General features: G+C 68.9%; 19 protein-coding genes and 1 tRNA gene. 14 read left to right on the top strand and 6 right to left on the bottom strand.

Annotated features, from left to right (window positions below):
- Positions 1 to 63 precede the first annotated feature (63 nt).
- The 3 genes from QE438_RS17660 to QE438_RS17670 form a co-directional block, all read right to left on the bottom strand.
- Entirely contained in the window at positions 64 to 384 is a 321-nt protein-coding gene (locus QE438_RS17660) for a DUF3649 domain-containing protein (RefSeq protein ID WP_306993743.1), read from the bottom strand.
- Positions 385 to 636: 252 nt separating this feature from the next.
- A complete protein-coding gene (locus QE438_RS17665; protein ID WP_306993741.1) occupies positions 637 to 789 on the bottom strand; it encodes a hypothetical protein in 153 nt (50 codons plus the stop codon).
- The gene (locus QE438_RS17670) at positions 786 to 1,025 is read right to left on the bottom strand and encodes a DUF1653 domain-containing protein (RefSeq protein ID WP_130515180.1); all 240 of its coding nucleotides are present in this window, start codon (positions 1,023 to 1,025) and stop codon (positions 786 to 788) included. Before QE438_RS17670 ends, QE438_RS17665 begins: the two co-directional genes overlap by 4 nt.
- 315 nt (positions 1,026 to 1,340) lie before the next feature.
- On the opposite strand from QE438_RS17670, the gene trpE reads away from it, so the two are divergent.
- From trpE to QE438_RS17715, 9 genes are all read left to right on the top strand, one after another.
- Complete coding sequence (gene trpE / locus QE438_RS17675) at positions 1,341 to 2,813, top strand: anthranilate synthase component I (protein ID WP_130523763.1); 1,473 nt, start codon at positions 1,341 to 1,343, stop codon at positions 2,811 to 2,813.
- 14 nt (positions 2,814 to 2,827) lie between these two features.
- Positions 2,828 to 3,865, top strand: a complete 1,038-nt coding sequence (locus QE438_RS17680) for an aminotransferase class I/II-fold pyridoxal phosphate-dependent enzyme (RefSeq protein WP_306993738.1) — start codon at positions 2,828 to 2,830, stop codon at positions 3,863 to 3,865.
- 61 nt (positions 3,866 to 3,926) lie between these two features.
- Complete coding sequence (locus tag QE438_RS17685) at positions 3,927 to 4,691, top strand: SIMPL domain-containing protein (protein ID WP_306993736.1); 765 nt, start codon at positions 3,927 to 3,929, stop codon at positions 4,689 to 4,691.
- Positions 4,692 to 4,701: 10 nt separating this feature from the next.
- On the top strand, positions 4,702 to 5,286 hold the full coding sequence (locus QE438_RS17690) for an aminodeoxychorismate/anthranilate synthase component II (protein WP_306993734.1): 585 nt from the start codon (positions 4,702 to 4,704) through the stop codon (positions 5,284 to 5,286).
- A 97-nt stretch (positions 5,287 to 5,383) separates the two neighbouring features.
- Complete coding sequence (locus QE438_RS17695) at positions 5,384 to 8,026, top strand: hypothetical protein (RefSeq protein WP_307184059.1); 2,643 nt, start codon at positions 5,384 to 5,386, stop codon at positions 8,024 to 8,026.
- 282 nt (positions 8,027 to 8,308) lie between these two features.
- Positions 8,309 to 9,337 carry an anthranilate phosphoribosyltransferase gene (gene trpD, locus QE438_RS17700; RefSeq protein WP_131658504.1) on the top strand — a complete coding sequence of 343 codons (1,029 nt, stop codon included), beginning with the start codon at positions 8,309 to 8,311 and terminating at the stop codon, positions 9,335 to 9,337.
- On the top strand, positions 9,334 to 9,669 hold the full coding sequence (locus QE438_RS17705) for an antibiotic biosynthesis monooxygenase (RefSeq protein WP_130530537.1): 336 nt from the start codon (positions 9,334 to 9,336) through the stop codon (positions 9,667 to 9,669). Before trpD ends, QE438_RS17705 begins: the two co-directional genes overlap by 4 nt.
- Positions 9,670 to 9,748: 79 nt before the next feature.
- Positions 9,749 to 10,543 (top strand): indole-3-glycerol phosphate synthase TrpC, encoded by a 795-nt coding sequence (gene trpC / locus QE438_RS17710; RefSeq protein ID WP_130515216.1) that lies wholly within the window; start codon positions 9,749 to 9,751, stop codon positions 10,541 to 10,543.
- Complete coding sequence (locus tag QE438_RS17715) at positions 10,540 to 11,268, top strand: haloacid dehalogenase-like hydrolase (RefSeq protein ID WP_306993729.1); 729 nt, start codon at positions 10,540 to 10,542, stop codon at positions 11,266 to 11,268. The genes trpC and QE438_RS17715 overlap by 4 nt, the downstream gene beginning before the upstream one ends.
- A 55-nt stretch (positions 11,269 to 11,323) precedes the next feature.
- Here QE438_RS17715 and QE438_RS17720 read toward each other — a convergent pair whose 3' ends face one another.
- Positions 11,324 to 12,343, bottom strand: coding sequence for a cellulase family glycosylhydrolase (locus tag QE438_RS17720; RefSeq protein WP_306993727.1), 1,020 nt, complete (start codon positions 12,341 to 12,343; stop codon positions 11,324 to 11,326).
- A 276-nt stretch (positions 12,344 to 12,619) separates the two neighbouring features.
- Positions 12,620 to 13,303: a cAMP-activated global transcriptional regulator CRP gene (gene crp, locus QE438_RS17725; protein WP_130515220.1), complete on the bottom strand. Its 684-nt coding sequence runs from the start codon at positions 13,301 to 13,303 to the stop codon at positions 12,620 to 12,622.
- A gap of 145 nt (positions 13,304 to 13,448) precedes the next feature.
- Between crp and speD the strand changes: the two genes are divergently transcribed.
- Together speD and sugE are read left to right on the top strand one after the other, a co-directional pair.
- On the top strand, positions 13,449 to 14,243 hold the full coding sequence (speD, locus tag QE438_RS17730) for an adenosylmethionine decarboxylase (protein WP_130515225.1): 795 nt from the start codon (positions 13,449 to 13,451) through the stop codon (positions 14,241 to 14,243).
- 189 nt (positions 14,244 to 14,432) lie between these two features.
- Positions 14,433 to 14,747, top strand: coding sequence for a quaternary ammonium compound efflux SMR transporter SugE (gene sugE / locus QE438_RS17735; protein ID WP_130515227.1), 315 nt, complete (start codon positions 14,433 to 14,435; stop codon positions 14,745 to 14,747).
- Positions 14,748 to 15,101: 354 nt separating this feature from the next.
- Here sugE and coq7 read toward each other — a convergent pair whose 3' ends face one another.
- A complete protein-coding gene (gene coq7 / locus QE438_RS17740; RefSeq protein ID WP_130523740.1) occupies positions 15,102 to 15,746 on the bottom strand; it encodes a 2-polyprenyl-3-methyl-6-methoxy-1,4-benzoquinone monooxygenase in 645 nt (214 codons plus the stop codon).
- 228 nt (positions 15,747 to 15,974) lie between these two features.
- Between coq7 and rplM the strand changes: the two genes are divergently transcribed.
- The 3 genes from rplM to QE438_RS17755 all read left to right on the top strand — a co-directional run bounded on the left by rplM (position 15,975) and on the right by QE438_RS17755 (position 16,933).
- Positions 15,975 to 16,403, top strand: a complete 429-nt coding sequence (gene rplM / locus QE438_RS17745; protein ID WP_130515231.1) for a 50S ribosomal protein L13 — start codon at positions 15,975 to 15,977, stop codon at positions 16,401 to 16,403.
- 2 nt (positions 16,404 to 16,405) lie between these two features.
- Positions 16,406 to 16,798: a 30S ribosomal protein S9 gene (gene rpsI, locus QE438_RS17750; RefSeq protein ID WP_130515233.1), complete on the top strand. Its 393-nt coding sequence runs from the start codon at positions 16,406 to 16,408 to the stop codon at positions 16,796 to 16,798.
- Between the two features lie 60 nt (positions 16,799 to 16,858).
- A tRNA-Gln gene (locus QE438_RS17755) sits at positions 16,859 to 16,933 on the top strand.
- Positions 16,934 to 17,031 lie beyond the last annotated feature (98 nt).

Here is a 17,031-nt window from a genome sequence, read left to right on the forward strand (position 1 = left end):
TGATTCCCTGCGTGCCACGCGGCCGTTGGGCGCGGTCAGGGCTGCGAACCGGCGGCCCTGCGTTCATGCCAGCACCTTGAGCAGCCAGGTAGTCAGAGCCAGCAGCGCGGTCGGGATCAGGATCCCGGCCCAGGCCTTCCAGGCGCTGGCCGTGGCGAAGGCCCAAAGCGCCGCGCAGGCGCACACCAGGATCGCCAGCAGCATGCCGGTCAGCACCGCCTGGCTGCGCGCGATCGGCAGCGCTACCGCCAAGAACGCGCCGGTGCTGGCCGCCAGCGCATAGCCGCCGAAGATCGCCGCCAGGCTGCGCGAGAGCACACCCACCCAGGGCCGGCGGAACCAGGACGAGGAGACGGCGCCGCCGCGCATGGAGGCCGCGCTCATGGCCGCGTCGCCTCGGGCGCGCATGGAGGGATTGCACACGCAGGAGCGGGGCCGGACGGTAACGACACGCAGGCAAGGCAAGACATCAGACATCCCATCGAGAAGCAGGAACCGGCCTGCGACAGGGCGGCAGGCGGCGGGGGAGGGCTGGCCTTGGGGTTCGAGCGGACGCGTGCGAACGCACGACGGGCGTGGCTGATGAGAATTGTTCTCTTTTGGGCCGGCGCCGTCAATGCGCCCCAGCCGCCGCGCTCAGCCCGCGATCGGCAGCACGCACTCCATGAAGCGCGTCCCGGCTACCGGGTCGAAGCGATACGTCGCGCTGTCGACGGAGCCCGGCGCGGCGAACAGCGCGCCGTCATCGGGCCAGACCGCCTGGCGCAGCGCGATCGCCGATGCGTTCACGCCACCCCGTCGAGGCGGCGGAAGCGCGGCTGGCGCGCGCCGTCGATCTCCACCTCGGAAAAGAACATCGCGTGCGGCCGCACCCACAGGCCGCCTTCGCCGTAGAGCGCGCGGTAGAGCACCAGCGGCTCGAGCGTCTCGCTATGACGCACCGCGCCGATCACCTCGTACTGGCCGCCCTTGTAGTGGACGTAGCGCCCCGGGGGCGTGGCGGGCAGGGCAGGCAGGTCGGACATGGCGCGGTTCGTGATGGAAGTAAGGGGCAGGATACGGCGGTGCCTGGCGGGCAGTCGCTCCCGTCGATCGCCAAGCCGGGGTCGGCCCGCGGCATCTGCGGATGACGCGCCTGCAGGACCTGCCGGCCGCGCCTCGCAGCCACCGGCTGACGCCGGCCGGCCCAGTCCGCGTTGCACGCCTGCCGCAGTGCGGTAAAGTACCGCCCGTGCCCGCCGTGACGACCAAGCGTTCCTCCCTTTCCGCTCGCCGCGCGTGGCGATGGTGGCCTGTTGCCGTCGTCCGTCCCGCCCCCGCGTTCGGTAAGGAATGTCCTCTTGATCACCGCAGAGCAGTTCCAGCAGCACGCTGCTGAAGGCCACACCCGCATCCCCGTCGTCCGTGAAGTGCTGTCCGACCTGGACACGCCGCTTTCGGTCTATCTCAAGCTCGCCGACGGTCCCTATACCTATCTGTTCGAATCGGTCGAGGGCGGCGAGCGCTTCGGCCGCTATTCGATCATCGGCCTGCCCGCCCGGCGCGTGTACGCCGTGCGCGGCCACACCCTGGAAACGCGCGACTACGGCGAAGTGGTCGAGTCCCGCCATGTCGCCGATCCGCTGGCCGAGGTCGAGGCGCTGCGCGCCGCGCATTCGGTGCCCAGGTTCGAGGGCCTGCCCGGCTTCACCGGCGGGCTGGTGGGCTGGTTCGGCTTCGAGTGCATCGGCTACATCGAACCGCGCCTGGCGGTGGACAAGCCCGACGAGCTGAACACCCCCGAGATCCTGCTGATGCTCTCCGAAGAGCTGGCGGTGTTCGACAACCTCAAGGGACGGCTGTACCTGATCGTGCACGCCGACCCCACCCAGCCGCAGGCCTGGGCCAAGGCCAACCGCCGCCTGGACGAGCTGGCGCACCGCCTGCGCCAGGCCGGGGCCGGCTATCCACAGACGCAGCTGTCCGATGCGATCGACGAGGGCGATTTCCGCTCCTCGTTCACCCGCGAGGAGTACCACGCCGTGGTCCGCACCGCGCAGGAATACGTGCGCGCCGGCGACATCTTCCAGGTCGTGCCCAGCCAGCGCCTGCGCGTGCCGTTCCGCGCGCGTCCGGTCGATGTGTATCGTGCGCTGCGCGCGCTCAATCCCTCGCCGTACATGTATTTCATCGATGTCGGTGGCACCCAGGTGGTCGGCTCGTCGCCGGAGATCCTGGCGCGCCTGCAGGGCGATACCGTCACCGTGCGCCCGATCGCCGGCACGCGCCGCCGCGGCCATACGCCCGAGGAGGACGCGGCCATGGAGGCCGAGCTGCTGGCCGATCCGAAGGAGCGTGCCGAGCACGTGATGCTGATCGACCTGGGCCGCAACGATGTCGGCCGCGTGGCCGAGCCCGGCACGGTGGAGGTGGGCGAGCAGTTCGTGATCGAGCGCTACAGCCATGTCATGCACATCGTCAGCGAGGTCACCGGCAAGCTGAAGCAGGGACTGAGCTACGCCGACGTGCTGCGCGCGACCTTCCCGGCCGGCACCGTCAGCGGCGCGCCGAAGATCCGCGCGCTGGAGGTCATCGCCGAACTCGAGCCGGTCAAGCGCAACGTCTATTCCGGCGCCGTCGGCTACATCGGCTGGCATGGCGATGCCGACACGGCCATCGCCATCCGCACCGCCGTCATCCAGGACGGCCACCTGTACGTGCAGGCCGGCGGCGGCGTGGTCTACGACTCCGACCCGGATCTGGAATGGAAGGAAACCATGAACAAGGGCCGCGCCCTGTTCCGCGCGGTCGCGCAGGCCGCCAAGGGACTGTGATGGACGGGAACGGCATGACCAGACTGGCCTCGTTCCGCAACGACTACAGCGAAGGCGCGCATCCGCGGCTGCTGCAGGCGCTGACCCAGGCCAGCGCCGAGCAGAACACCGGCTATGGCCTGGATCGCCACAGCCTGCGCGCGGCCGAACTGATCCGCGCGCGCTGCGGCCAGCCGCAGGCGCAGGTGCATTTCCTGGCCGGCGGCACGCAGACCAACCTGCTGGCGATCTCCGCCTTCCTGCGCCCGCATGAGGCGGTGATCGCGGTCGACACCGGCCACGTGGCCACGCACGAGACCGGCGCGATCGAGGCCACCGGCCACAAGGTGCTGGTCGCCCCGCACGTGGAAGGCAAGCTCACCGTGGACGCCGTGCGCGGCCTGCTGGCCGCCAACACCAGCGAGCACATGGTCAAGCCGCGCCTGGTGTACGTCTCGCACACCACCGAGCTGGGCACGCTCTACACCCGCGCCGAGCTGCAGGCGCTGCGAGACCTCTGCGACGAATGCGGCCTGCTGCTGTTCCTCGACGGTGCGCGGCTGGGCTGCGCGCTGGCCGCCGCCGGCGACGACCTGGGCCTGGCCGAGATCGCCGCGCTCACCCACGCCTTCTACATCGGCGGCACCAAGAACGGCGCCCTGCTGGGCGAGGCGCTGGTGGTGGTCGAGCCGGCGCTGCAGGCCGACCTGCGCTACCTGATCAAGCAGCGTGGTGCGATGCTGGCCAAGGGCATGGTGGTGGGCTGCCAGTTCGAGGCGCTGTTCGAGGACGCGCTGTTCGTCGAACTCGGCGCGCACGCCAACGCCATGGCCCAGCGCCTGCAGTCGGGCCTGAAGGCGGCCGGCGTCCAGATGCTGATCGACTCGCCGACCAACCAGATCTTCCCCGTGCTGGCGCATGCGCACATCGAGGCGCTGGCCCGCCTGACCGCCTTCGAGCGCTGGGCGCCGCACAGCGACAGCCATGCCGTGATCCGCTTCGTCACCTCCTGGGCCACCCGCCCGGAGGCGGTGGAGGCGCTGATCGCCGAAGTGGCGCGCCTGGTGCGATGAACACGCCTGGATCATCCGACAGGCCGTTGGCCGGCCTGTTGCCCAACGCAGGAGCGGTGCGATGAAACGTCTCTGGATACTGCTGGCCCTGTTGTGCCCCGTGGTCGCATCCGCGCAGATCAACAGCCTGCCCGCGCAGCCGCATCTGCTGGTCAAGGGCGAGGCGCACCGGGAGGTGCGGCCGGATCGCTTCGGCGTGGTGGTGACGCTCGATCGGGTCGATCCGTCGCCTGAGGTCGCGCGCAGCAAGGTGCAGGCCGATGCGACCAACGTGCTGGCGGCCTTCCATCGCCACCATGCCTTGCCCGGCTCGATCCAGGCGGCCACGATGGAAATCAAGCCAGCGCATGCGTACGAAGAGGGGCGCGAGGTGTTCAAGGGCACGGAAGTCACGCGCAGACTGGCGGTGGCCTTCGGCACGCTGGAAGACACCCGCGCCTTCCTGGGTGAATTGAAGACCAGCGAGTTCCTGCAGCTCTCGGGCGTCACGCCCGGCTACCGCGACGAGGCCGCGCTGCGCGCGACCTTGAAGGGCGAAGCGGCCGCGCAATCGCGACAGGCGGCCGAAGCGCTGGCAAAAGCCTACGGCGTCAGATTGTCCGGCCTGTACACCATCTCCGACGTGGCGCCCGCCTTCAGCTACGGCATCCAGGCCGGGACATGGCGAAGCCCGGAATCGCCGTTCCCGCCGGCACCACCGCCGCCTTCGGCCGACGTCGGCGCGCGGGTGGACCCAACGCTGCGCCCGGCCGACGGCGAATCGCTCGAAGCCGGCACCCTCACCCTTTCCGAAAACGTCTATGCGGTCTTCCTGATCGCGCAGTGAGTACACCGCCATGCTGCTGATGATCGACAACTACGACAGCTTCACCTACAACCTCGTGCAGTACCTGCAGTCGCTGGGTGCTGAGGTGGAGGTGGTGCGCAACGACGCGCTGGATGTGGACCGGATCGTGGAGATGGCGCCGCAGCGCATCGTGATCTCGCCCGGCCCGTGCACGCCTAACGAGGCGGGGGTGTCGCTGGAGGTGATCGAGCGACTGGGCGCGACCACGCCCATCCTGGGCGTGTGCCTGGGGCACCAGAGCATCGGCCAGGCCTACGGCGGGGATGTGATCCGCGCCGGCCGCATCATGCACGGCAAGGTCTCACCGATCCGGCACGAGGGGCGCGGGGTGTTCGCCGGTCTGCCGGATCGCTACGAGGCCACGCGCTACCACTCGCTGGTGGTCGACAAGACCACGCTGCCGCCGGCGCTGGAGGTCACCGCGTGGACCGAGAACGAGGACGGCTCGATCGAGGAGATCATGGGGCTGCGCCACCGCGAGTTCCCGGTGGAAGGCGTGCAGTTCCATCCCGAGTCCATCCTGACCCAGCACGGCCATGCGCTGCTGAAGAACTTCCTGGAGCGCACGGCTTGAAGGGCGCCCCATGATGGGTCCGGCGCGTTAGCCGCAGGGCCTCCACTTCATCACGGCCGCCTGTCAACGCGGTCGCACTTGGCGCGTTGTAGGCGATATGAGATTACCTCGACCCTTACTCGCGCTCGCCCTGATCGCCGGCACGGCGCATGCCCAGCAATCCGCGCCCGCCGCGGCGTCGCCGGCGCAGGGCGAGGGCGGGGAGGTCGCCTCTCCCATCGATACGCTCGACGCGGTGAAGGTCACCGCGAGTCGTCTCCCGAGCGAACCCGGCGCGGCCCTCGGCACGCTCCGGCCGGAGCTGCAGCTGGGGCGCATGGAGGTGCAGAGCTATGGCGCCTCCACCGTGGAGGAGTTGCTCGGCCTGATCGCGCCGATGACCACCAGCGACAGTGGCGATTCGACGCCGATCGTGCTGCTCAACGGCAAGCGGATTTCCGGCATGCAGGAAATCAAGGACATTCCCACCGAAGCGATCCGCCGCGTCGACGTGCTGCCGGAAGAGGAGGCCTTGCTGTACGGCTATCCTCCCGACCAGAAGGTGGTGAATGTCGTGCTGGTGCCGCGCTTCAATCGCTATACCGCGCAGCTGGATGGCAGCGCACCGAGCGCGGGCGGCATGGAAACCGGCGTCGCCGACCTGGACCGCTTCATCCTGCACGACGACGATCGCCTCAACCTGGACCTGAAATACACGGCCAACACGATGCTGACCGAGGACGAGCGCGACATCGCGACCGTGCCGGTGCAGCCGGGCTATGACGCGCAGGCCGAAGATCCGCTGGACCCACGCGCCGCGCGCAGCCTCGCCAACGCCAGTCACGCCGTGGATGGCAACGCGGTCCTGAGCAGGGCACTGGGGGATCGCACCTCGTTGACCTTGAACTACACCGGCAACCTCAATACCAGCGACGGTGAGCGCGGCTATGCCGGCACCGCATTGGACGTCCCTGCGGATGATCCCTTCGCGCAGTCCGCCGACGGACAGCGTGTGTACCGCTATGTGCCGGTGGTGCTGGGCCAGCATTCGAAAGGCTGGAGCAGCCGCTTCGGCGGCACGCTCAACCACGATTTCGACAGTGCCTGGCATCTCTCGGTGGTGGGCTACTGGAACCGTGCCGGCAGCCGCACCGTCACCGATGCCGGCGTGGACAACAGCGCGGCGCAGGCGCTGCTGGATGCGGGCGACGCGGACTTCGACCCCTACGGCCTGTTGACCGGGGCGATGTTCCCGCGCAACGCGCCCAACATCGCCACTTCGCTGGCCGACACGAAGAACCTGCAAGTGTTGGTGAACGGTACGCTGCTGAAGCTGCCGGCCGGCGATGCGATCGTGAGCCTGGGCCTGGCCGACACCGACAGCCGCATCGACAATGTGGCGCGCATGGGCGGCCGGCAGCGCATCGCCGACTTCAAGCGCAACGATGCCAGCGCGACCGCGAGCATCGAGGTGCCGTTGATCAATCGCGGCCAGGAGACGCTCGGCAGGTTCGGCGACCTGTCGATCAACGCGCATGCGCAGCTCGATCGTCTTTCCGACTACGGCCAGGACCTGCAGCGCTGGGGCTATGGCCTTCGCTGGTCGCCGCTGACACGGCTCACGTTCACCGCCAACCTCGACGCCGGCAAGACCGCGCCCACCCTGACTCAGCTGGCCAACCCGGTCATCACCAGCATCGGCACGCGCGTGTTCGATTACGCCACCGGGCAAACCGTCAGCGTCACCTCGATCAGTGGCGGAAATCCCGATCTGCTGGCCAGCGACCAGCACCGTTTCCGGGCCGGCATCAACATCAAGCCGTTCGATCAGCGGCGACTGTCCATTGTCTTCAACTACAGCGACACCGACACGCGCGATCCGGTCGGCAGCCTGCCGCCGGCTACCGCGGCCCTGCAGGCGGCGCTGAGCGACCGCTTCCTCACCGACGACGACGGCAACCTGGTCGAAGTGGACAGCCGCCCGCTCAATTTCGCCGAGGAACGGCGTCGGCAACTGCGCTTCGGGGTCAACGATGCGCATTCGGTCGCCGGCTTCTTCAGCAACGCGTCGCCGCCGCCTGACATGACGCGTGCCAGCTTCGCCGCACGCGGTGGCGGCAATGCGGCCGATGGCGGCGCTGGAAGCCCGGGAGGCACGGGAGGCGATGCCCCGCCGCCGGATCGGGCCCGCGAGGGACGTTGGCAGGGCGGAGGCGATCGGGGCTTCGGTGGCGGCGGCGGGCGTGGCTTCGGTGGGGGGATGCCTGCCTCGATGATGCAGGGGCAGATCGTGTGGTCGCTGTACGACACCGTGGTGTTTTCCGACCGCGTCCTGATTCGCAACGGCCTGCCGTGGCTGAATCTGCTCGGCGGCGATGCGATCGGCGGCAGCGGCGGCGTGGCGCGCAACCAGATCGACGGCAGCATCGCCTATACGCGCGCGGCGTATGGCGTACGGCTCAGCTTCACGTCGCGCAGCGGCACCCGTGCGGAGGGCGGTGGCGCGGAGACCGGCAATCTGGATTTTTCGGGTCTGACGACGTTCAACCTGCGCGCCTTCGCCAACACGGGCCGCACGCCGCTGGCGCAGAATCATCCGTGGTTACGGGGCACGCGCATGACCTTGACGGTCGCCAACCTGTTCGACAGGCGCGTGAAGGTGCTCGACGGCACCGGCGCGGTGCCTGCGAGCTACCAGCCGGAGTTGCTCGACCCGATCGGCCGGGCGATCACGTTGAGCCTGCGCAAGCAGTTCCAGTGAGTCCAGGTGACGCTCGGGCACTGGCGGACTGCCCGCGGCGGCACCGGACCGGCTTGCGCTTGGACGTGAGAGAATCCCGGCCCCGGCACGGCGTCCTTCCAGTCGCGGGCCCCCGAGGCGATCGGGGTACCGATGCGGGCTCGATTGCCTTTGGAAGACGCCAGGCCTTTGGAAACGCATGGACAGGTCCTGCATGTTGCCGATGATCGACAGCCACGACAGCTTTACCCGCCTCACCCGGTGCCACGACGCGCTGCTGAAGAACTTCCTGGAGCCCCGCGCATGACGATCACCGCGCAGGAGGCCCTGCAGCGCACCATCGAGCATCGCGAGATCTTCTTCGACGAGATGGTCGGCCTGATGCGCCAGGTCATGCGCGGCGAGATGTCGCCGCTGATGACCGCCGCCATCATCACCGGACTGCGGGTGAAGAAGGAGACCATCGGCGAGATCGCCGGCGCGGCCACGGTGATGCGCGAGTTCTCGCGCGCGGTCGAGGTGGCCGATCGCACGCACATGGTCGATATCGTCGGCACCGGCGGCGATGGCTCGCACACCTTCAACATCTCCACCTGCGCGATGTTCGTCGCCGCCGCGGCCGGGGCCAAGGTCGCCAAGCACGGCAACCGCAGCGTCTCGTCCAAGTCCGGCAGCGCCGACGCGCTCGAGGCCCTGGGCGCGCGCATTGAGCTGCAGCCCGAGCAGGTCGCCCAGGCCATCGCCGCCACCGGCATCGGCTTCATGTTCGCGCCCATCCACCACCCGGCGATGAAGGTGGTCGCGCCGGTGCGCCGCGAGATGGGTGTGCGCACCATCTTCAACATCCTGGGGCCGCTGACCAACCCGGCCGGCGCGCCGAACATCCTGATGGGCGTGTTCCATCCCGACCTGGTCGGCATCCAGGCCCGGGTGCTGCACCAGCTGGGCGCCGAGCGCGCGCTGGTGGTGTGGGGGCGCGACGGCATGGACGAACTCTCGCTCGGCGCCGGCACGCTGGTGGGCGAATTGCGCGACGGCAAGGTGCGCGAGTACGAACTGCATCCGGAGGATTTCGGCATCGCCATGTCGGCCAGCCGCAATCTCAAGGTGGACGGCCCCGAGCAGTCCATCGCGATGCTGCGCGCGGTGCTGGCCGGCGAGCCCGGCCCGGCGCTGGACATCGTCGCCTACAACGCCGGCGCGGCGCTGTATGTGGCCGGGGTGCGCGACTCGATCGCCGCCGGCATCGAGGCGGCGCGCGCGGCCATCGCCGACGGACGCGCCGCCGACAAGCTGCGCCAGTACGTGGACTTCACCCGCGCGCTGTCGTGAGCGACGCCGCCTTCGCCACGCTGCCCAGGCCGCCGTACTGGTCGGTGGCCTTCTCCTCGCGTCGCAGCGCGGGCGATGACGCCGCCTATGGCGAGGCGGCGGCGCGCATGGTCGCGCTGGCGCGCCAGCAGCCCGGTTTCCTCGGGGTGGAATCGGCGCGCGGCGCCGATGGCTTCGGCATCACCATCTCCTACTGGGACAGCGAAGCCGCCATCGCCGCCTGGCGCGCCCATGCCGAGCACGCTGCGGTCCGCGCCACCGGCCGCCGCGACTGGTACAGCCACTTCGAGCTGCGGATCGCGCGGGTCGAGCGCGCCTACGGCGGCCCCTGACCGCCGGGTCAGGCCCGCGACGGGCGACAATGCGACAATTCCCCTCCAGCCGCGCCGCACGCGGCATGCACAAGACCCCATGAGCGACATCCTCGACACCATCCTGGCCCGCAAGCGCGAGGAAATCGCCGCGCGCAGCGCGCAGGTTCCGCTGGACGACCTGATCGCGCGCGTGGGCGACGCCTCGCCCGTGCGCGGCTTCGCCGACGCGCTGCGCCGGGCCATCGCCGCCGGCGAGCCGGGCGTGATCGCCGAGGTCAAGAAGGCAAGCCCTTCCAAGGGCGTAATCCGCGCGGACTTCAATCCGGCCGAGATCGCGGTGAGCTACGAGTTCGGCGGCGCCAGCTGCCTGTCGGTGCTGACCGATGTGGACTTCTTCCAGGGCGCCGACGCCTACCTGCAGCAGGCGCGCGAGGCCTGCACCCTGCCGGTGCTGCGCAAGGATTTCACCATCGATCCCTATCAGGTGTACGAAGCGCGCGTGCTGGGCGCCGACTGCATCCTGCTGATCGTCGCGGCCCTGGACGACGACCAGCTGGTGTCGCTGGCCGACCTGGCCATGCGGCTGGGCATGGATGTGCTGGTCGAGGTCCACGACATCGACGAGCTCGAACGCGCGCTGCAGGTGCCGGCGCCGCTGCTGGGCATCAACAACCGCAACCTGCGCACCTTCGAGGTGTCGCTGAACAACACCCTGGACATGCGCCACGCCGTGCCGCGCGACCGCATCCTGGTGACCGAGAGCGGCATCGTCACCGCCGACGATGTGGCCACGATGCGCGGGCAGGGTGTGCACGCCTTCCTGGTCGGCGAGACCTTCATGCGCACGCCCGAGCCGGGCGAGTCGCTGCGCCAGCTGTTCTTCGCCGCATGAGCGCGGCCGGGCCGCACCCGGTGCCGGCCGCCGACGCGCCGGTGGTGGTGTTCGACTTCGACCACACCCTGTACGACGGCGACTCGGGCAGTCATCTGTTCGCCTGGCTGATCCGGCGCAGCTGGCTGCGTACGGCGGCCGCGCTGGCGCTGACCCCGCTGCTGGGGCCGCTGGTGGCGATGCTGCCCACGCGCCGGCGCGGCATCTCCGGCTATGTGTGGATCGCCACCTTCGGCCTGCACCGCCGCCGCGACCTGGATGCGCTGATCGATCGCTATGTCGAGGCCAACCGCGCGCAGATGCAGGCCCGGCTGCTGCCCGCCGCGCTGGAGGTCTTCGCCGCCCATCGCGCCGCCGGCGACCGGGTGGTGGTGGCCACCGGCGCCCCGCCGGAGCTGGCCCGCGCGATCCTGTCCTTCGTCGCCCACCAGGACGTGCCGGTGATCGGCACCGTGGTCGGCCCGAAGTTCGGCGCCGTGGCCGCGCGCCGCCACTGCCATCACGAAGAGAAGATGCGCATGCTGCGCGAGCAGGGCTATGGCGAGATCGCCATGGCCTATTCGGACAGCACGGCCGACCTGCCGCTGCTCAAGGCCGCGCGGCGCGCGGTGGTGGTCAATCCCAAGCACAGCGCGGTGGAGCTGTTCCGCCGCGTGCTGCCGGCCGGCACGCCCATCCTCAACTGGGGCTGCCGCGACCGCGCCGGCGACGCCACCGGCGTTTGATCCGCGCAAGCGCGGCAGGTCGCCGCACGTCGCAACCTGCAAGGTTTCCCCGCGGTCAGCGGCCGGCGTAGGCGCTGTCGCTGTCCACCAGCGCATGGTGCAGCGAGGCGATCCACTTGCCGCGGTCGATGTCGTAGGTGCCGAAGCTGCCTTCGAATTGCCAGTATGCCCAGGCGAAATGGCGCTTCTCCGCGGCATTGACCACCGCCACGGTCCACGCCAGCCGGTCGTCCGCCGGGGCCTGTTCGTAGGTGCCGAATTCGCCCAGCAGGATCTGCCGATGATGCGCCTGCGCCCAGGCCGCGATGCGGTCGAACTCGTGGTACAGCTTGGCCCGGTCGGCCGCGCTGCCCCAGCGCACGCCGGTGTGGTCGCGGATCTCCGCCGGCGCCCACGACGCGCCCTGGTGGGTGAACCGGAACGGGTTGTAGTAGTGCACGGTGACCAGCAGGTGCGGGTCGTCGTCGGGCAGGCTCAGGCGGTCCAGCGCCGTGTAGGCATTGCTGCTGGCCGGGCCGATCACCACCGTGCGGGTCGGGTTGTCGCGGCGGATGATGCGCAGCGCATCGCGCAGCAGGGCGTTCCATGCCTCGCTGGTCATCTGGCCGTTGGGCTCGTTGAGGATCTCGAACAGCACCGAGGACGGCGCCTGGCGGTAGCGCGGCGCGATCTGGCTCCAGAAGGCCAGCAGTTTGGCCCGGCACACGGCCGCGTCGGCGGCGCAGGAGTGGAAGTCGTGCTCGTCCAGGATGACGTTCAGGCCCGCCGCCGTGGCCTGCGCGACCACCGTGTCCAGCGTCCGTAGCCAGGCCGGGTCCAGGCGGTTGTCCGCGTCCATGTGGGCGAAGGCCTGCAGATTGACCCGCACCGTGCGGAAGCCGCCGTCGCGGATCGTGCGGTACAGCGGCGGGCGGAAGCGCGCCTTGGCCGGGTCGCTCCACATCGGGTCGTAGCCGAGGATGTTGACCCCGCGCCCGAGCCGGGCGAAGGCCTCGTCCGCCTGCGCAGGCGGCGCCGACAGCGCCGACAGCGCCACGCACAGCAACGCCAGCAGGATCAAAAAGGCACGGCGCATCGCGATCTCGCGGGGCAGGGGACTGGGACAGACCAGATGCGACGCCCTCGGCGACCGCATCCCGGCCGCGATCATCGCGCGCCCCGCCCCCAGAAAAGCGAACGCCGCCTTACCGCCCGCAACCACGACGGCGCACCCGCCGCCGCGTAGCAAACACTGCTATCCCGAATCCCGAATCCCGAATCCCGAATCCCGAATCCCGAATCCCGAATCCCGAATCCCGAATCCCGAATCCCGAATCCCGCCCCACGGCGCCCCGCGCCGAGGGGGCCACAATCAGCGCGTCCCGTACAGCACCACCGTCTTGCCACGGGCATGCAGCAGGCCGTCGGCCTGCAGCTTCTTCAGCACCCGGCCGGCCATCTCGCGCGAGCAGCCGACCAGACGGGCCAGCTCCTGGCGCGAGACGCGCAGCTGGGTCCCCTGCGGGTGGCTCATGGCCTCCGGCTCGTGGGCCAGGTCGTGCAGGGTGCGAATGATGCGGTCGGTCACATCCAGGAAGGCCAGGCGGCTGGCCTTGCGGCTGGTATCCAGCAGGCGGCGCGAGAGCTGGGTGCCGATGGCGAACAGCAGTTTGGCCGCATCCGAGGCCAGCTGGCCGCCGAAGAGCTGGTGCAGGCGCTCGTAGCTGATCTCGGCCAGTTCGCACTGGGTGCGGGTACGCAGCACCACCTCGCGCTTGTCCGACTCGATGAACAGGCCCATCTCGCCGACGAACTCGCCCGGGCCGAAGTAGCCCAGCACCAGCTCGCGGTCCTCGTCTTCCTCGGCCAGGATGCTGACCGAGCCGCTGACCACGTAGTACAGGGTTCCAGCCGGGTCGCCGGGGCGGAAGACATCGGCCCGGGCGGGGTAGCGGCGGCGGTGGCTGTTGGACAGAAACGACTCGATGGTCGTCAGATCCGGGATCAGCGCGCCGGCCGGCGAACGGGTCAGGCTCGGTGGAAGACCTGCTTTCATGTCGGCTCTTGAACTGAAGCGAATGTCAGCGAGCTTAGTCTGAATGTGTCGCTCACGGCAATGCGCGGTGCGGTGTCATTTCACCGTCAGGGCATTTGCCCCATAATTCTCCCCTTCACCCGTTTCCTTCACAGGTCCCACTGCCGTGGTCAAACCACTGCCGCGTCTGAGGCTGCAGGGCTTCAACAACCTCACCAAGGCGCTGAGCTTCAATATCTACGACGTCTGCTATGCCGTGTCCGAGGACGAGCGCCAGCGCTACATCGAGTACATCGATGAAGAGTACAACGCCGACCGCCTGACCCAGATCCTGACGGATGTGGCCGAAATCATCGGCGCCAACATCCTCAACGTCGCGCGCCAGGACTACGACCCGCAGGGGGCGTCGGTCACCATCCTCATTTCCGAGGAACCGGTGATCGACAAGAAGCAGGCCGGCAAGGAGGTGATCTCCGATGCGGTGGTCGCGCACCTGGACAAGAGCCACATCACCGTCCACACCTATCCGGAGACCCATCCGCAGGCGGGCATCGCGACCTTCCGCGCGGACATCGACGTGGCCACCTGCGGTGTGATCTCGCCGCTGAAGGCGCTGAACTACCTGATCGAGTCGTTCGAGTCGGACATCGTGATCATGGACTACCGCGTCCGTGGCTTCACCCGCGACATCAAGGGCAAGAAGCACTACATCGATCACAAGATCAACTCGATCCAGGACTTCATGGCCAAGAACATCAAGTCGCGCTACGAGATGATCGACGTCAACGTCTACCAGGAAAACATCTTCCACACCAAGATGCACCTGACCGACTTCGACCTGGACCAGTACCTGTTCGAGGAGAAGGCGCGCAACCTCTCGTTCAAGGAGCGCATGAAGATCGAGAGCCTGCTCAAGCGCGAGATCGAGGAGCTCTTCCACGGCCGCAACCTGGCCGAGTGAGGGCGCGGGTCAGGCGCGGTTGCACGGGCCTGACGTAAAGTCCTGATATCAAGGCGGGACGACCCGCCCGCGGCCCTTAAGGCCGCGCCGCAGGATGACCGACGACGGTCCGGGCTCGCGCCCGGGCCGTTTCGCTTTTTACGGCCCTGCGCGTTTCAAAACGTTGTTGGATGCAAAGGAGAACTCGCCATGTCCTGGCTCTATCTGCTGGCCGCCGGCCTGCTGGAAATCTGTTTCGCCATGGGCCTGAAGTACACCGAAGGCTTCACCCGGCTGTGGCCGAGCGTGGGCACGATGCTGGCCGCCGGCGCCAGCCTGTGGCTGATGACCCAGGCGATGAAGGGCATTCCGGTCGGCACGGCCTATGCGGTGTGGACCGGCATCGGCGCCACCGGCGTGGCGGTGGCCGGGATGCTGCTGTTCGCCGAGTCGGCCTCGCCCGCGCGGCTGGCCTGCATCGGGCTGATCGTGGCCGGCGTCGTCGGCCTGAAGCTGGTGTCGTAACTGGGCCTGTGAGGCAGAGCTAATCGCCCTGCACCTGGATCACGCGCGCAGGGCGCTGCTGGGTGGGAGCAACTGTCCTCCTCAGCAGCCGCCCGTCTGTAGAGCGGAGCTCGCTCCGCTGCTCTTCGTTCGGTTCGTGGGGAAGGCCGCAGCGGAGCAAGCTCCGCTCTACAGGGGGGAGCCGCCATGGCGGCGATAGGACTTTTCCGGTAAAGCCTCATCGCCGCCATGGCGGCTCCCACGGAGCTGCTTCGTTGCGAGGGGCGAGATCGGCTGGCTGCCGGCCCTCGCTTCAAAAGCTAAGGGCTTTGCCCCAGTAGCGGCAGCGGGCGCCTGCCGCCCAGCCGCACCCGCTCAGAGCCGGTAGGCCACCGTCTTCATCACCTGCGAGGCGAACTGCATCACGCCGGGGATCGGGAAGGGCAGCGTGCGGGCGCCGGCGTCTTCGGCCTGGTCGGCGTGGCGGGCCTCGTCGGCCTTCATCACCTGCAGCACGTCGCGGCTGCGCAGGTCGGCCGGCGGCAGGATGTCCAGGTGCTCGTCCAGGTGGGCCTCCACCTGGCGCTCGGTCTCGACCACGAAGCCCAGATTCCAGCCGTCGCCGCGCAGGCCGGCCAGCACGCCGATGGCGTAGCTGCCCGAGTACCACAGGGGATTGAGCAGGCTGGGCCGGCTGTCCAGTTCGCGTAGGCGCCGCGCGCACCAGGCCAGGTGGTCGGTTTCCTCCTGGGCGGCGTGCAGCAGGTGGGCGCGGGTGGCCGGGTCGCGCGCCACGGCGGCCTGGCCCGAATACAAGGCCTGCGCGCAGACCTCGCCGACATGGTTGATGCGCATCAGCCCGGCCGCGTGGCGGCGCTCGGCCGGGTCCAGGGCGATCTCGGGCGTGGCGGCGGCCGGATAGGGACGCTGCGCCGAGGGGCTGCCCAGGGTGGTCTCCAGTGCGCGCTGGGCTTCGTCCAGCAGGCGGTCCAGCGGCGAATGCAGGCGGGTGACGGTCATGGCGGAGCGGGTCGGTCCGAAAGGCGCCGCGGCAGGCGGCCATGGGGACATGTTCCCCCGCGCCGTGGCCGCCTGCCAACCCGCCGCAGGCGGCCACTTGCAATGCCAGGCCGGCATCCGTACAATTCCGCGCCTTCCGTTTCACCCTTCACAACGCGTGGCAAAGTTCCGCGCCCTGGCTGTTCGCCGGACGCGCAATCCGCCCGACCAAACACAAGAGCTTCTTCCATGAGCACGTTCACCGCAAAGAACGAGACCGTCCAGCGCGACTGGTACCTCGTCGACGCCTCCGGCAAAACGCTGGGCCGTCTGTCCTCCGAGCTGGCCCGCCGCCTGCGTGGCAAGCACAAGCCGGTCTACACCCCGCACGTCGACACCGGTGACTACCTGGTGGTCATCAACGCCGAGAAGATCACTGTCACCGGCAAGAAGCTCACCGACAAGAAGTATCACCGCTTCACCGGCTACATCGGCAACCTGAAGACCGAGACCCTGCAGCAGGCGCTGGAGCGTCATCCGGAACGCGTGATCGAGACCGCCGTCAAGGGCATGCTGCCGAAGGGCCCGCTGGGCCGCGCCATGTACCGCAAGCTGAAGGTCTACGCCGGTTCCAACCATCCGCACGCCGCACAGCAGCCGCAGGTCCTGGACATCTAATCATGGCTATCACTCAGAACTACGGCACCGGCCGTCGCAAGTCCTCCACCGCCCGCGTGTTCCTGCGCAAGGGCTCGGGCAAGATCACCGTCAACGACCGTCCGCTGGACGAGTTCTTCGGCCGTGAGACCGCGCGCATGATCGTGCGCCAGCCGCTGGAGCTGACCAAGAACACCGAGAGCTTCGACATCGTCGTGACCGCCGCCGGCGGTGGCACCACCGGCCAGGCCGGCGCGATCCGCCTGGGCATCGCCCGCGCGTTGGTCGAGTACGACGAGACCCTGAAGTCCGAGCTGCGCAAGGCCGGTTTCATGACCCGCGATGCGCGCGAAGTCGAGCGCAAGAAGGTCGGCCTGCACAAGGCGCGTCGCGCCACGCAGTTCTCCAAGCGCTGATCGTTTTACGCTTTACCCTGGGCGGCGTGGTTCGTATACTTCGCCGCCCAGCTGCACCATAGCCCCGTCGCCAAGCGGTAAGGCACCTGACTCTGACTCAGGCATTCGGAGGTTCGAATCCTTCCGGGGCTGCCATCTCCAAGAAGAACCCGCCTTCATGGCGGGTTTTTTCTTGCCCGCGCTCTGGCGCCGCCATGCGCTGAACGGGGCCCGCGCCCGCTGTGTCTGTTCAA

Origin of the sequence: Pseudoxanthomonas sp. SORGH_AS_0997 (genome assembly GCF_031453535.1) — a bacterium.
In the GTDB taxonomy this organism is placed as follows: domain Bacteria; phylum Pseudomonadota; class Gammaproteobacteria; order Xanthomonadales; family Xanthomonadaceae; genus Pseudoxanthomonas_A; species Pseudoxanthomonas_A winnipegensis.

Bases quoted from the DNA above. Each gene is read 5' to 3' on its own strand.
- QE438_RS17660 (WP_306993743.1), bottom strand. From the start codon at position 384: ATGAGCGCGGCCTCCATGCGCGGCGGCGCCGTCTCCTCGTCCTGGTTC.
- QE438_RS17670 (WP_130515180.1), bottom strand. From the start codon at position 1,025: ATGTCCGACCTGCCTGCCCTGCCCGCCACGCCCCCGGGGCGCTACGTC.
- QE438_RS17680 (WP_306993738.1), top strand. From the start codon at position 2,828: ATGACCAGACTGGCCTCGTTCCGCAACGACTACAGCGAAGGCGCGCAT.
- QE438_RS17685 (WP_306993736.1), top strand. From the start codon at position 3,927: ATGAAACGTCTCTGGATACTGCTGGCCCTGTTGTGCCCCGTGGTCGCA.
- QE438_RS17690 (WP_306993734.1), top strand. From the start codon at position 4,702: ATGCTGCTGATGATCGACAACTACGACAGCTTCACCTACAACCTCGTG.
- QE438_RS17695 (WP_307184059.1), top strand. From the start codon at position 5,384: ATGAGATTACCTCGACCCTTACTCGCGCTCGCCCTGATCGCCGGCACG.
- trpD (WP_131658504.1), top strand. From the start codon at position 8,309: ATGACGATCACCGCGCAGGAGGCCCTGCAGCGCACCATCGAGCATCGC.
- trpC (WP_130515216.1), top strand. From the start codon at position 9,749: ATGAGCGACATCCTCGACACCATCCTGGCCCGCAAGCGCGAGGAAATC.
- QE438_RS17715 (WP_306993729.1), top strand. From the start codon at position 10,540: ATGAGCGCGGCCGGGCCGCACCCGGTGCCGGCCGCCGACGCGCCGGTG.
- QE438_RS17720 (WP_306993727.1), bottom strand. From the start codon at position 12,343: ATGCGCCGTGCCTTTTTGATCCTGCTGGCGTTGCTGTGCGTGGCGCTG.
- crp (WP_130515220.1), bottom strand. From the start codon at position 13,303: ATGAAAGCAGGTCTTCCACCGAGCCTGACCCGTTCGCCGGCCGGCGCG.
- sugE (WP_130515227.1), top strand. From the start codon at position 14,433: ATGTCCTGGCTCTATCTGCTGGCCGCCGGCCTGCTGGAAATCTGTTTC.
- coq7 (WP_130523740.1), bottom strand. From the start codon at position 15,746: ATGACCGTCACCCGCCTGCATTCGCCGCTGGACCGCCTGCTGGACGAA.
- rplM (WP_130515231.1), top strand. From the start codon at position 15,975: ATGAGCACGTTCACCGCAAAGAACGAGACCGTCCAGCGCGACTGGTAC.
- rpsI (WP_130515233.1), top strand. From the start codon at position 16,406: ATGGCTATCACTCAGAACTACGGCACCGGCCGTCGCAAGTCCTCCACC.